This is a genomic window from Mycobacterium sp. Aquia_216, from assembly GCF_026723865.1.
Classification (GTDB): domain Bacteria; phylum Actinomycetota; class Actinomycetes; order Mycobacteriales; family Mycobacteriaceae; genus Mycobacterium.
Genome location: NZ_CP113529.1, coordinates 5,683,923 through 5,697,527, shown reverse-complemented (window position 1 = coordinate 5,697,527; position 13,605 = coordinate 5,683,923). Strand labels below are relative to the sequence as shown.

11 protein-coding genes are annotated in these 13,605 nt (G+C 65.8%); 6 read left to right on the top strand and 5 right to left on the bottom strand.

Features of this window, described 5'->3' with window-relative positions:
• The first annotated feature begins 82 nt into the window (after positions 1-82).
• The 3 genes from OK015_RS26650 (at position 83) to OK015_RS26640 (ending at position 4,596) form a co-directional block, all read left to right on the top strand.
• On the top strand, positions 83-1,153 hold the full coding sequence (locus tag OK015_RS26650) for a phosphotransferase (protein ID WP_268127690.1): 1,071 nt from the start codon (positions 83-85) through the stop codon (positions 1,151-1,153).
• 90 nt (positions 1,154-1,243) lie between these two features.
• Entirely contained in the window at positions 1,244-3,520 is a 2,277-nt protein-coding gene (gene purL, locus OK015_RS26645) for a phosphoribosylformylglycinamidine synthase subunit PurL (protein ID WP_268133135.1), read from the top strand.
• Between the two features lie 119 nt (positions 3,521-3,639).
• Positions 3,640-4,596: a phosphodiesterase gene (locus tag OK015_RS26640; protein WP_268127688.1), complete on the top strand. Its 957-nt coding sequence runs from the start codon at positions 3,640-3,642 to the stop codon at positions 4,594-4,596.
• Here OK015_RS26640 and OK015_RS26635 read toward each other — a convergent pair.
• From OK015_RS26635 to OK015_RS26625, 3 genes are all read right to left on the bottom strand, one after another.
• Positions 4,541-6,109, bottom strand: coding sequence for a stealth family protein (locus OK015_RS26635; protein WP_268127687.1), 1,569 nt, complete (start codon positions 6,107-6,109; stop codon positions 4,541-4,543). The genes OK015_RS26640 and OK015_RS26635 overlap by 56 nt on opposite strands.
• A 219-nt stretch (positions 6,110-6,328) precedes the next feature.
• The gene (locus OK015_RS26630; RefSeq protein ID WP_268127685.1) at positions 6,329-7,636 is read right to left on the bottom strand and encodes a haloacid dehalogenase-like hydrolase; all 1,308 of its coding nucleotides are present in this window, start codon (positions 7,634-7,636) and stop codon (positions 6,329-6,331) included.
• Positions 7,637-7,645: 9 nt separating this feature from the next.
• Positions 7,646-8,860: an MCE family protein gene (locus OK015_RS26625; protein ID WP_268127684.1), complete on the bottom strand. Its 1,215-nt coding sequence runs from the start codon at positions 8,858-8,860 to the stop codon at positions 7,646-7,648.
• Between the two features lie 19 nt (positions 8,861-8,879).
• Between OK015_RS26625 and OK015_RS26620 the strand changes: the two genes are divergently transcribed.
• From OK015_RS26620 to purM, 3 genes are all read left to right on the top strand, one after another.
• On the top strand, positions 8,880-9,269 hold the full coding sequence (locus tag OK015_RS26620) for a sterol carrier family protein (RefSeq protein WP_268127682.1): 390 nt from the start codon (positions 8,880-8,882) through the stop codon (positions 9,267-9,269).
• 135 nt (positions 9,270-9,404) lie between these two features.
• Positions 9,405-10,931: an amidophosphoribosyltransferase gene (gene purF, locus OK015_RS26615; RefSeq protein ID WP_268127679.1), complete on the top strand. Its 1,527-nt coding sequence runs from the start codon at positions 9,405-9,407 to the stop codon at positions 10,929-10,931.
• A gap of 72 nt (positions 10,932-11,003) precedes the next feature.
• Entirely contained in the window at positions 11,004-12,098 is a 1,095-nt protein-coding gene (gene purM, locus OK015_RS26610; protein ID WP_268127678.1) for a phosphoribosylformylglycinamidine cyclo-ligase, read from the top strand.
• A 63-nt stretch (positions 12,099-12,161) separates the two neighbouring features.
• Here the strand turns inward: purM and OK015_RS26605 are convergent, their stop codons facing one another.
• On the bottom strand, positions 12,162-12,341 hold the full coding sequence (locus OK015_RS26605) for a DUF3073 domain-containing protein (RefSeq protein ID WP_268127675.1): 180 nt from the start codon (positions 12,339-12,341) through the stop codon (positions 12,162-12,164).
• 147 nt (positions 12,342-12,488) lie between these two features.
• On the bottom strand, positions 12,489-13,583 hold the full coding sequence (gene ygfZ, locus OK015_RS26600; protein ID WP_268127673.1) for a CAF17-like 4Fe-4S cluster assembly/insertion protein YgfZ: 1,095 nt from the start codon (positions 13,581-13,583) through the stop codon (positions 12,489-12,491).
• Positions 13,584-13,605: the final 22 nt, after the last annotated feature.

Genomic DNA, 13,605 nt, shown 5'->3' with positions numbered 1-13,605 from the left:
GCGGATGCGGGCCGGGTTCGGCTACCTTCATGGTGACCAGCTTAGGATACGATACGTGTCGTTTCTACGAAAGGACTCACCGGTGAGTGCTCCCTCGTTGTCAGTGCCGAAGACCTGGGACGAAATCACGCCCGAGTGGATGTCGGCGGCGCTGGCCATGGACTTTCCCGGTGTCGTGGTCGATACGGTCACCGTCGCGCTTCGCGACGACGGCACCAACCGGCGTGCCCGGCTGGGTGTCACCTACCAAGCCGGTGCGGGCCCGGGCACGGTCTTCGTCAAGGCTGCCGACCCCGCGCACAAAGTGCTGATTCGCCTGACCAGCGGGATGTTCCACGAGCCGCGACTTTTCACCTGCGGGGTGGATTTACCGCTGGAACACCCGGCCGTCTACACCGCGCTGATCGATGAGCCCGACTACGACTTCGTCTTGGTCATGGAGGATCTTCGGGCCAGGGGAGCCGATCCGCGCGACGGCACCCGGCCGATGACAGTCGAGCAGGTCGCCACCGGTGTGCGTGGCCTGGCCCGGATGCACGGCCGCTACTGGGGTGAACGCGTGCTGCGCGAGCCGGCCCTGGCATGGCTGGAGCCTTTTCTGCCATGGAAGGGCATGGAGGCGGCACCGCTGCCGGCCGCCCTCGAACGCCTTGGCGCCGACGCGCCCGCGGAAGTGCTGTCGCTGACCATCGACAAGCTCATCGATGCGATCTGGAAGCCGTACGTCGCGACGCTGACCACGTCGCCGCAGACCTTGCTGCACGGCGACCCACACATCGGCAACACCTACCTGCTGCCCAGCGGCGAGGTTGGTTTCCTGGACTGGCAGGTCGCCCGGCGGGGCAATTGGTCGCTGGACCTGGGCTACTTCCTGCAAGGCGCCCTGACCGTAGCGGATCGGCGTCGCAGCGAGCGCGACCTGCTCGCCGAATACCGAGACTCGCTGGGGTTGCCGGCCGACGAGCTGCCCAGCACCGAGGAGATCTGGTTGCGCTACCGCGCTTCCGTCGCCCACGGGCTGACCCTGTGGCTGGTCACCGCCAGTGCCGGTGAATGGCAGCGCACCGACGTCTCTGTCGCACTGGCGCAACGGTATTCGTTCGCGTATGCCGACCTTGACCCGGAATCGGCGCTGGCCGAGATCGCGGGCTAGGCGCGGCCACCGGCTTTGGGTAGCCGCCGGGGTGGGCCGTCACCCTAGACTGTCTGCGTGACTGCCTCCGGAACAGGCGCGCGAACCCACGTGGCGGATACCGTGGAACACGCGGCGACCACGCCCGACCAGCCGCAGCCCTTCGCTGAGTTGGGTCTCAAAGACGACGAGTACCAGCGGATTCGCGAGATTCTGGGCCGCAGACCCACCGACACCGAGCTGGCGATGTACTCGGTGATGTGGAGCGAGCACTGCTCGTACAAGTCGTCCAAGGTGCACCTGCGCTACTTCGGCGAGACCACGACCGACGAGATGCGCGCGGCCATGCTGGCCGGAATCGGGGAGAACGCGGGCGTCGTCGACATCGGCGACGGCTGGGCTGTGACCTTCAAGGTGGAGTCGCACAACCACCCGTCCTACGTCGAGCCCTACCAGGGCGCGGCCACCGGTGTGGGCGGCATCGTGCGCGACATCATGGCGATGGGCGCGCGACCCGTCGCCGTGATGGATCAGCTGCGGTTCGGGGCCGCCGATGCGCCCGACACCCGCCGCGTGCTCGACGGCGTGGTCCGCGGTATCGGTGGTTACGGTAACTCGCTGGGTCTGCCGAACATCGGCGGCGAGACCGTCTTCGACGCCTCGTATGCCGGCAATCCGTTGGTGAACGCGCTGTGCGTGGGGGTGTTGCGCAAGGAGGATCTCCACCTTGCCTTCGCGTCGGGAACCGGCAACAAGATCATCCTGTTCGGCGCCCGCACCGGCCTGGACGGGATCGGCGGGGTGTCCGTGCTGGCCTCGGAGACCTTTGGCGGCGACGAGGGCGGAGGCCCCGGCCGCAAGAAGCTGCCCTCGGTGCAGGTTGGCGACCCGTTCACCGAGAAGGTGCTCATCGAGTGCTGCCTGGAGCTGTACGCGGCTGGGTTGGTGATCGGCATCCAGGACCTCGGTGGTGCCGGATTATCCTGTGCGACTTCGGAACTCGCATCAGCCGGCGACGGCGGCATGCGCGTTGAACTGGAGACGGTCCCGTTGCGGGCGGCCAACATGACTCCCGCGGAGATTCTGTCCAGCGAGTCCCAGGAGCGAATGTGCGCGGTGGTCGCTCCCGAGAACGTCGAGGCTTTTCTGGCGGTGTGCCGCAAATGGGAGGTGCTCGCGACCGTCATCGGCGAGGTCACCGATGGTGACCGGCTGCGCATCACCTGGCATGGCGAAACGGTCGTCGACGTGCCGCCGCGCACCGTGGCCCATCAGGGTCCGGTGTACGAGCGCCCAGTGGCCCGTCCCGAATCGCAGGATGCCCTGAACGCCGACCGATCGAGCAGTCTGCCCCGGCCGGTCACCGGTGAACAGCTGCGTGCGACTTTGCTTGCGCTGCTGGGCAGCCCGCACCTGTGCAGCCGCGCATTCATCACCGAACAGTACGACCGCTACGTCCGCGGCAACACCGTGCTGGCCGAGCACGCCGACGGTGCAGTGCTGCGTATCGACGAGTCCACCGGACGCGGCATCGCGCTGTCGACGGACGCCTCGGGCCGCTACACGAAGTTGGATCCCTACACCGGAGCCCAGCTTGCGCTGGCCGAGGCCTACCGCAACGTCGCCGCCACGGGCGCTGTCCCGGTCGCGGTGACGAACTGCCTTAACTTCGGATCTCCCGAAGACCCGGGAGTGATGTGGCAGTTCGCCCAAGCGGTCCGGGGGCTCGCCGATGGCTGTGTGGCCCTGGGGATTCCGGTGACCGGAGGCAATGTCAGCTTCTACAACCAAACCGGATCGGCCGCGATCCTGCCCACTCCGGTGGTTGGCGTGCTGGGCGTGATCGACGATGTCGATCGGCGGATTCCGACCGCCGTGGGCACCGAACCGGGAGAATCCCTGCTACTACTCGGCGACACCCGCGACGAGTTCGACGGGTCCATCTGGGCTCAGGTGACCGGCGAGCATCTGGGTGGGCTGCCGCCCGCGGTCGACCTGCAAAGGGAGAAGCTGCTGGCTGAGGTGCTGAGCGCTGCATCACGCGACGGGCTGGTGACCGCGGCCCACGACCTGTCCGAGGGCGGGCTGGCCCAGGCCATCGTGGAATCTGCGCTGGCGGGTGAAACGGGTTGCCGCATAGTACTGCCCGAGGGTGGCGATCCGTTCGTGATGCTGTTCTCCGAGTCGGCCGGCCGGGTGCTCGTCGCGGTGCCGCGCACCGAGGAGAGCCGGTTTCGTTCCATGTGCGAGGCGCGCGGACTACCTGCCGTCCGTATCGGCGTCGTCGACCAGGGCTCGGACGTGGTGGAATTTCAAGGTCTCTTCACGGTGTCACTGGCCGAACTGCGCACCACATCCGAAGCAGTGCTGCCGCGATTCTTTGGCTGAGCGGCGGATCTGCGGATAACGCCTGGTGGATCCCCGCACAAGTGTGCGGGATTGCCCATCACCCCGGGTATACTTGTTTCGTTTGTGTTAACTGATCATGGAAGGGGTTGGCACCTCCGGTGCGCAGACTCAGGGCCGCGGAGCATTCGCGGCCGGACTACGTGCTTTTGCACATCAGCGATACGCACCTCATTTCGGGAGACGGCTCCCTTTATGGAGCGGTCGACGCCGACGGCCTGCTCGGCAAGCTGCTGGAGCAGCTCAGGCATTCCGGGCTGCGGCCCGACGCGATCATCTTCACCGGCGACCTGGCCGACAAGGGCGAACCCGAGGCCTACCGCAAGCTGCGCCGCGTGGTTGAACCGTTCGCCGCGGAGCTGGGTGCCGAACTCGTCTGGGTAATGGGCAACCACGATAACCGCGCGGAACTGCGCAGGCTGTTGCTGGACGAGGCGCCGTCGATGGCGCCGTTCGACCGTATCCGCATGGTCGACGGGTTGCGCATCATCACGTTGGATACGTCGGTCCCGGGACATCACTACGGTGAGATCAGTGACTCCCAATTGGATTGGCTCGCCGACGAATTGGCGACCCCGGCGCCCGACGGAACCATTCTGGCGTTGCATCATCCGCCGATTCCCAGCGTTTTGGACTTGGCCGTCACGGTCGAATTGCGTGACCAGGCGCCGCTTGGTCACGTCCTCAAGGGCACCGATGTGCGTGCCATTTTGGCCGGGCACCTGCACTATTCGACGAATGCGACCTTTGTCGGAATCCCCGTGTCGGTCGCCTCGGCCACGTGCTACACCCAAGACCTGACGGTCGAAGCCGGGGGCACCCGAGGTAGGGACGGCGCCCAGGGCTGCAACGTGGTGCACGTCTACCAAGACACCGTGGTGCACTCCGTGATTCCGCTCGGCAGCGGAAAAACCGTGGGCACCTTCGTTTCTCCCGCGGAGTCGCAACGCAAAATCGCCGAAGCCGGACTCTTCATCGAACCGTCTCGTCGGGATTCGCTGTTTACCCACCCTCCAATGGCGTTAACGTCATCGGCTCGGCAAAGCCCGGTTGATTGACGTCGGCCGCGACTTTCTCCCAAGGCGCGGGTATCGGGAAATAGCGTTCGAGGAACCCGGTGACGCGTTCGGTCCGCTCGTCCGGAGAGACTTCGGGGAAGCTGCTGTCGTTGAGGCAGAAGAAGTCATAGTCGCGCTTCTTTCGCAGCACGGGCAATAGCTCGAGACCGGCACGGGTGGTGGTGTTGACGTACAACACCTTGGCCTTCTCCTGCTGCACGGCACGTCCGGTCATCAGCGCGTAGTAGTGGTAGAACGAGTTGGTCACCGAGATATCGGTGCTGGAACGGAATTGACTGGCCTGAGTGCGCGCGAAGTCGTCCGGGAACTCCTGCTCCATCTGCTGCAGCACGCTCTTGCGCAACGGAACCGCGGTGTGTTCGAGATGGCGAGTGATGACCTGTCCGAATCGCTCCAGGATCAGCTGCCGGTTGACTCGGGCCGCATTCTCGAACCCGCTGCGCGAGGGGTCGTTGCCGCCCAGCCCGATGCGCGTCTTCGCCTCGATGAACCTCGTGATGCCGCCCGGGGAAAAGAACATGCTGGCCTTGAGCGGTCGACCGAAAAACATGTCATCGTTGGAATACAGGAAATGCTCACTGAGATCCGCGATGTTGTGCAGTTGGCTTTCCACCGCGTGCGAGCTGTAGGTGGGCAAGGCCGTCGGGTCCGAGAAATGCTCCTCCGCGCGAACGATGGTGATTTTCGGATGCTCGGCCAGCCATGCCGGCACGGATGAATCCGTTGCGATGAAGATCCGGCGCACCCACGGCGCAAACATGTTCACCGACCGTAGGGCGTACTTCAACTCATCGATCTGCCGAATGCGCGCTTCGGCATCGTCGCCTTCGCCCGCGACGTACCGCGACATCTGGGCCGCGCGCCGGGCGCGAAACTGCGGATCAGTGCCTTCGACCCAAGAGAACACCATGTCGATATCGAATGTCACGTCGCTTGCGTGCGGAGTGAACATTCCCGCGATGGTCTGCCATTTGTATCCGTAGAGCTTGACGGTCGCTGGCTTTATTTCACTGTGCGGCAACACTTTGCGGGTCAACGAATTCTCCACGGGACACCGGATCACGGTATCCTCGTAGACCCAGAACTGAAGTTCGACGCCGAACGCCGGCCCGTAGCGTAGTCCGCCGGGCGCGATTCGCCGCCGATATAGCCGCACCATGCGCGGATCGATCAACGGGGACAGCCGTCCGTTGGCGACCAGGACCGGAGAAAGACCCTTCTCGTCGATGGTCTTGGCGTATACGGGTTCGCCGGCAGCCGCCGTCGCGAGCGCACGCTCAACCGCGGGGCGTAGCTCTATATTGATCGCGAGGATCGGCCGGTCTTTGTGGTTGCGGATCAGCAGGAAAGGAATATCGGCCCGGTTCAACGCCTTTCGAATGAACACCAGATCCTCGATCTGTGCCTCATGTGGGGTCAGGCTGGACTCCAGACGGGCAATCTTGCCGCCCCGGCTGACGACAATGGGGTCGAGGGTGCGCCGGATGGCCATCGGGATACACCGCCTTCCGTCTTACGGAGTCTCAGCGAAACCAGCGGGTTTCGCACATCGAGCATCGAGCGAGGGGCGACGGCGGCCGGCTGACGTGCGATTATCTCTATAGGGTGCCGTTAAGTTGACAACTCTTGCAAGGCAGCCGATTTAGAGACTTTCCAGACACGTGCCGGAAACCTTGCCGTTGCATCAGTGTCACAAGAGTTCAGCTGTCAGCTACCCCGAGAATACGCGGTCCTGCTGGTCGGGGACGACGACGCCGTCGGGTCGCAGTAGCGGCGCCTGGTCGCCGTTGGGCTGGTCGAACCCCTGGGTCGCGCACGGGTAGGGCGGGCTCGCTGTCAGTGGATTGATGAACATCGGGTTGACCAGCCAACGGCCGTCGAGATTGGCGTAGGCCCGGCACATCAACTCGATCTGGTTGCGATTGATCACCAGGCGGAGCGCGGTCGCATCCGCGACGAACGTTACGTCGCCATCGGAGTCGCCGGCCCCGAACACCTGGCGCCGCTGCCCGGGCAGCTGGTCGAAGGCCGCCGTTCCCTGGACGCCGAAGACTTGCTCGTTGATCCGGCAGCGTTTGCCCTCGTTGAAGGGAATCGATGGCTCCCCGCCGCAGGACGTCAATCGCGTAGTGAGGACGTCACCGTTGTGCTCGGTGCGGGTGCCCATCACGTGGTCGGCCGAGATTCCCAATTCGGCGGCCCACACTCGCACCGCCGGCTCGGGTGAAGCGGAGATGATTCGCACGTCAAATCCGTTGGCCTGCAGGGCGGTGACCAAGTCTCGCATCTGCGCGTAGTAGCGAATCCACCCGTTTCGGCGGCCGCTGCCCACCAGCTGTTCGGCGCCCTCGGGTGCGTCCAGGTTCTCCCGCCGAGCCGCTTCGGCGAATCCGCCGACGTCGGCTTCGGTCCAGCCGGCGAGAAGTTGTGCCGCCCAAGCGGCGGCGGGAGCGATGCGCCGATGGTTGTAGCCGTCGAATGCCGCCGCGCCCGTTCGTATCTGGCGATCGCTGTATACCGAAATCAGTTCGTCGGCGCACCCGCCGTTGGATCCCGTCGGCAATGGTTGGCCCGGGGGCGCCAGCGCGCCACACGCGGCGGCCAGGGCCGCGGCGGCCGGTGGGGTGAGGTATTGGCTTGTCGTGCTCCAATTTCCGGCGGCAGGTTGACGAACCTTGGAGTTGCGCACCATCCAGAAGAAGGTCGCGTCGCCGATGTCGTTCTTCACCATGGTGCCATCCCAGTCGAACAACGCCAGCGGCGCCGCGTCGGCCTCGGGTGCCAGCTTGCCGCAGGTGCCCAGCTTGCCGATCATCGCGTTGATCCGGTCCCTGTTGTCGCCATACCATCCGGGATCGGCGGCCAGCGTGTGACAGCCGTTGTCCGACGGGTCACCCTCGGTATGGTCGCCGGAGTCGCCGCAGCCCGAGACCGACAGCGTCGCGGCGGTGATCGCGAACGCCGCGAGTCGACGGGCGACGGCTGCCACCCGGTGGGCAGCCAAGCACGCGAATGTCATTGTCTCTCTTCAGGGGTTGATGGTGTTGTCACCTAGTTGGCGTCCCCAGACATACTCCACGGCCACCGGTGAGCCGACCTCAAAGTGGTTGTACGGGGCCACGCTCGCACCGGTGTCCATGACGAGATAGGGAGCAGGCCAGAGTTCGCGGGTAATCGACTGCCAGCATCCCGGTCGCCCGCCGGGTCCGCCCCTGGCGTTGGTCCGAGGCAGGTTCTCCGGATAGATGTACGGGTTAGGCGCTCCGGCGATCGAACCGGAGGAGTGGGCCCCCAGCGCGTAGCCGTTATCGCCCAGGGCGTTGTGAATCTTCGGTGCCACTTCGTTGAAGTTGCGGATGGTGCAAAAGATTTCGGGGCTGTACTCGTCCAGCAGCTGGGCGGAGGGAACGAGATCGGCCGCTCCCCGCGCCAGATACGGCCCACTGCGTCCGAAAACGTCCACACCGCTGGTTCCCAATCCCGCCGCCGCCAGCAATGCCGCATCCAGATCACCAAGCTGACGGTTCAGCGTCCGCGCCGTCGTCACCGCGTGGTCGAGGGCGGCCCAGAGGTCCGGAGCGGCGTCGGCGTACGTCTCACTCAGCGCCGCCAACCGCGCAATGTCCAAGCGCGCCATGGGCAGCTGCGGGTTCAGGTCGTCGAGGATCGCGTTGCCGCTGATCAGCGAGGTGCCGAATTTCTCGCCCAGCCCGGCCAGCGCCTGCGCCGCCGCGGACAGCGTCAAGTTCACCTTGACCGGATCGACCTGCTCGGTGATCGACATCAGCGTCTCGAACACGGTATTGAACTCTGTCGTCACCGATGTCGCGTTGATCACTGTGGACGGTGTAATCGATTGTGGTGCAGGGATTTTCGGAGATCTCAGGGCTACGTACTTGTTGCCGAACACGGTCGACGCCTTCACTTCGGCGGCCACGTTCGCGGGAATCATGTTGACGTACTTGGGAGTCACGTCCAGCAGTACTTTGGCGGCGGGCTTGCCGTCCCGGCTGAACTCGGAGATGCCGGACACCCGGCCGATCTCGACGCCGTTGTAGGTGACCTTGGAACCGGGATCCATCACCAGGCCCGCTCGGGGGGCCACCATGGTCAACTTCGTCTTCGATGTGAAGTCGCCGCGGAACTGCGAATACAGGACCATCCCGATGAGCCCCATGACCACTATCGTCACGAGGCCGACGGTCTTGTAAGGGGGCGGCGGCCGCGAACGACGACGCTCCATGATTCTGAGACCCTAAGGTATGGCCGCCCGCGATAGTGCCGATCCGGCCAAGACGCGTCAGGTCCTGGCGGCCGTCGCGGCCTGGTTACGCGACGAAACCCGTCCCGCACCGGATCGCGCCACACTGGCGACGGCGGTTCGCCTCACCGCGCGCACGCTGGCCGCAATGGCGCCCGGTGCCAGCGTCGAGGTCCGGATCCCCCCATTCGTCGCCGTGCAGTGTGTGGCCGGGCCGAAACACACCCGTGGCACACCTCCCAATGTCGTGGAGACCGATCCGAGGACGTGGCTGCTCCTGGCCGCCGGAATGTTCACGCTCGCCGACGCCAAGGCCGCCGGATCGCTGACGTTATCGGGCGCCCGAGCGGGTGAAATCGACCACTGGTTACCGTTGTTCGATGTGGGCTGAATATAACCCTGAACTGCAGGTTCAGGCTGACACGCCGATAATTTCGGCGCTCAACACGCCCAACGGATTCGTGCGGGGGGCTTACGTGCCCGTAAACTCCGTTACGTCACCCCTCTCTCTAGGGAGCCGCCCACCGTGACCGTCCAGGAATCCGAGCAGGACCTGAACTCGCCCCGCGAAGAGTGCGGTGTATTCGGGGTCTGGGCCCCGGGCGAGGAAGTCGCCAAACTCACCTACTACGGCCTGTACGCGCTGCAGCATCGCGGTCAGGAAGCCGCTGGTATCGCCGTCGCCGATGGATCTCAGGTGCTGGTCTTCAAAGACCTCGGCCTGGTCAGCCAGGTGTTCGACGAGCAGACGCTGGCGGCCATGCAGGGCCACGTCGCGATCGGGCACTGCCGTTACTCGACCACGGGCGACACCACCTGGGAAAACGCCCAGCCGGTGTTCCGCAATACCGCCGCCGGCACGGGCGTCGCCCTGGGACACAACGGGAACCTGGTCAACACCGCCGAGCTCGCCGCACGCGCGCGTGACGCGGGGCTGATTGCCAAGCGTTGCCCGGCGCCGGCGACGACGGACTCCGACATCCTGGGCGCGCTGCTCGCCCACGGCGCGGCCGACTCCACCCTGGAACAGGCGGCACTGGAACTGCTGCCGACCGTTCGCGGGGCCTTCTGCCTCACCTTCATGGACGAGAACACGCTGTACGCGTGCCGCGATCCCCACGGGGTGCGCCCGCTTTCGCTCGGACGCCTGGACCGCGGCTGGGTGGTGGCCTCCGAGACGGCCGCGCTCGACATCGTCGGTGCCTCGTTCGTCCGCGACATCGAACCGGGCGAGCTGCTGGCGATCGACGCGGACGGGGTGCGATCCACACGTTTCGCCAACCCCACCCCCAAGGGCTGCGTCTTCGAATACGTCTACTTGGCCCGGCCGGACAGCACCATCGGCGGTCGATCGGTGCACGGCGCCCGGGTGGAGATCGGCCGCCGGCTGGCCCGCGAACGCCCGGTGGACGCCGACCTGGTGATCGGCGTGCCGGAATCGGGGACCCCCGCCGCGGTGGGATACGCGCAGGAGTCCGGTGTTCCGTACGGGCAGGGTCTGATGAAGAACGCCTACGTCGGGCGAACATTCATTCAGCCGTCCCAGACCATCCGTCAGCTGGGTATCCGGTTGAAGCTCAACCCGCTCAAAGAGGTGATCCGCGGCAAGCGGCTCATCGTCGTCGACGACTCGATCGTGCGGGGTAACACCCAGCGTGCATTGTTGCGGATGCTGCGCGAGGCCGGCGCCGTCGAGGTGCACGTGCGAATCGCCTCGCCACCGGTGAAGTGGCCGTGCTTCTACGGCATCGACTTCCCGTCGCCGGCCGAGTTGATCGCCAACGCCGTCGAGGACGAGGACGAGATGCTCGAGGCGGTGCGGCATGCGATCGGCGCCGACACGCTGGGCTACATCTCGCTGCGCGGCATGGTTGCGGCGACCGAGCAGCCGGCCTCACGGCTTTGCTCCGCCTGCTTCGACGGCAAGTATCCGATCGAGCTGCCCAGTGAAACCGCGTTGGGCAAGAACGTGATCGAGCACATGCTCGCCAACGCGGCGCGCGGCGCGGAGCTCGGCGATCGTGTGGCCGACGAGATTCCCGTCAACCACTAGACGGCATTCATTCCGGATACTTCAAAGAGGTTTGATCCCGGCGTGCGGCGCCTACCGGTAGCCTTTATCGCGATGACCGATCCCGGAAAAAGCCCCGGAGAAGAACCGGGCAGTCAGGGCATTACCTACGCGTCGGCCGGGGTGGACATTGAAGCCGGTGACCGCGCGGTGGATCTGTTCAAGCCTCTGGCGGCAAAAGCCACCAGAGCCGAGGTGCGTGGCGGGCTGGGTGGATTCGCCGGATTGTTCGCGTTGCGTGGCGACTACCGCGAGCCGGTGCTCGCGGCCTCCACCGACGGCGTCGGCACCAAGTTGGCGGTTGCGCAGGCGATGGACAAGCACGACACCGTCGGCCTCGACCTGGTGGCGATGGTCGTCGACGACCTCGTTGTTTGTGGCGCCGAGCCGCTGTTCCTACAGGACTACATCGCGGTCGGCCGCGCCGTGCCCGAGCGACTCAGCGCGATCGTCGGCGGCATCGCCGAGGGATGCGTGCGGGCCGGGTGTGCGCTGCTGGGCGGCGAGACCGCCGAACACCCCGGGCTGATGGAGCCTGACCACTACGACATATCGGCCACCGGGATCGGCGTGGTCGAAGCCGACGACGTGCTGGGGCCCGATCGCGTCAAACCCGGCGACGTCATCATCGCGTTGGGGTCGTCCGGCCTGCACTCCAACGGATACTCGCTGGCCCGCACGGTCCTGCTCGAGATTGACCGGATGAACCTGGCCGGTTACGTCGAGGAGTTCGGCCGCACGCTGGGCGAAGAGTTACTCGAGCCCACTCTGATCTACGCCAAAGACTGCCTGGCACTGGCCGCCGAAACCCATGTCCGCACCTTCTGCCACGTCACGGGTGGCGGACTGGCGGGCAACTTGCAGCGCGTGATCCCGCACGGGTTGACCGCCGAGGTGGATCGCGGCACCTGGACGCCCGCGCCGGTATTCGCGATGATCGCCCAGCGCGGTCGGGTCAGCCGCGAGGAGATGGAAAAGACCTTCAACATGGGCGTGGGCATGATCGCCGTCGTCGCACCCGAGGACACCGACCGCGCCCTGGCGATATTGACCGCACGGCATCTGGACTGCTGGGTGTTGGGGACCGTCTGCAAGGGTGGCAAAGACGGCCCACGCGCAAAACTGGTTGGGCAGCACCCGAGATTTTAAGGGTCTGCGCCTAACTAGAACTTGCTCCGTGCCGATGCACGCGGCATCGGCACGGAGCAAGTTCTAGCGGCGCCAATCGTCCTCACGATCCCACGACTCGTCGGCGCCGTCCAGCTCGCCGGCTGCGTCCGCATCGGTCCCTGACAGCTCGGCCTGTAGCCGCTGAAAGTCAGTCTGCGGAGAGCTGTATTTAAGTTCTCGAGCAACCTTGGTCTGCTTTGCCTTAGCCCGGCCGCGGCCCATGGGGGGACCCCCTCGCGCAATAACGGAGCGGCCTAACAAGTAGGCGGCTCCGATCTCTGGTGTCGTTTATTGTCCTGCCGACAGTTTACCGTGCCTCGCCGATGAGCGTCGGTGCCCCCTGCCCGCCGTGTTGGACTTCGACGGACATTATCTCGCACCGCCGCGCAACCGCTCGACAGCCAGACGCCCCGCGCCGATCTGCTCGTCGGGCGGCAGGGAATCGGCGTCGATAACCGCCGCGACCGAGCTCTCCGCGCCGGTCGTCAGTTGCGTCTCGGCCGGTAGCCCACGCTTGAGCAATGCCAGCGCAATCGGTCCCAGATCCACGTGCTCGACGACGGTTCCCAAGCGTCCGACCGACCGCCCACCCGCAAGCACCGCGTCCCCCGTGGACGGCCGCTCCACCGAGCCGTCCAGATGCAACAGCGCCAGCATCCGGGGCGGTTTGCCCAGGTTGTGGACCCGGGCGACGGTTTCTTGCCCGCGATAGCAACCTTTGTCCAGGTGGACCGCTCCGATTCCGGGACCACCGATCCAGCGCACCTCGTGCGGAATCGTGCGTTCGTCGGTGTCGAGGCCGAGGCGCGGGCGCACCGCCGCGACCCGGTGGGCTTCGTAGGCCCAGATCCCGGCCGGCCGCACGCCGGCCCGGGTGAAACGGCTTCGCCAGTCGGCGGCAGTGCCGCCTGGCACTAACAGTTCGAGTTCGATCTGGCCGGCGGCCGGCGCCGGCATCCGCCGCGCGAAGCCACCGCCCGCGAGCGGAAATGCGACCAGTTCGTCGGGCAGGGCGTCCAGGCCAACCACGTCGAGTACCGCCGGGTCGGCGAGCCGCGGCCCGATCAGCGACAACACCGCGATGTCGGCGGCCGCCGGCGTGACATCCGACCAGAACACCATCTTGGTCAGGTAGCCCAGCAACGGCTCACCGCGCCACGGTTCGGTGTCGAGGTAGGTGATGCCGCCGAGCTCGGTCTGCATCCAGTGGTCCTCGACCCGGCCCTGTCCGTCCAAGCTGAGATTCTGCGTGCTGGCCCCGTCGCGAAGTCCGCTGACGTGCTGGGTTGAGATGTTGTGCAGCCAGGTCTGCCGGTCCGTGCCGGTCAGGGTCAGGACCGCGCGATGCGAGCGGTCCACGAGCACCGCATCGGTTTCGGCCGCGCGCTGCTCGCTCAGCGGATCGCCGTAGTGCCAGATCGCGCCGGCGTCGGGTCCGGAATCAGGTGCGGGAACTGGATTCACACTTCAACTCTACGGATCTGGG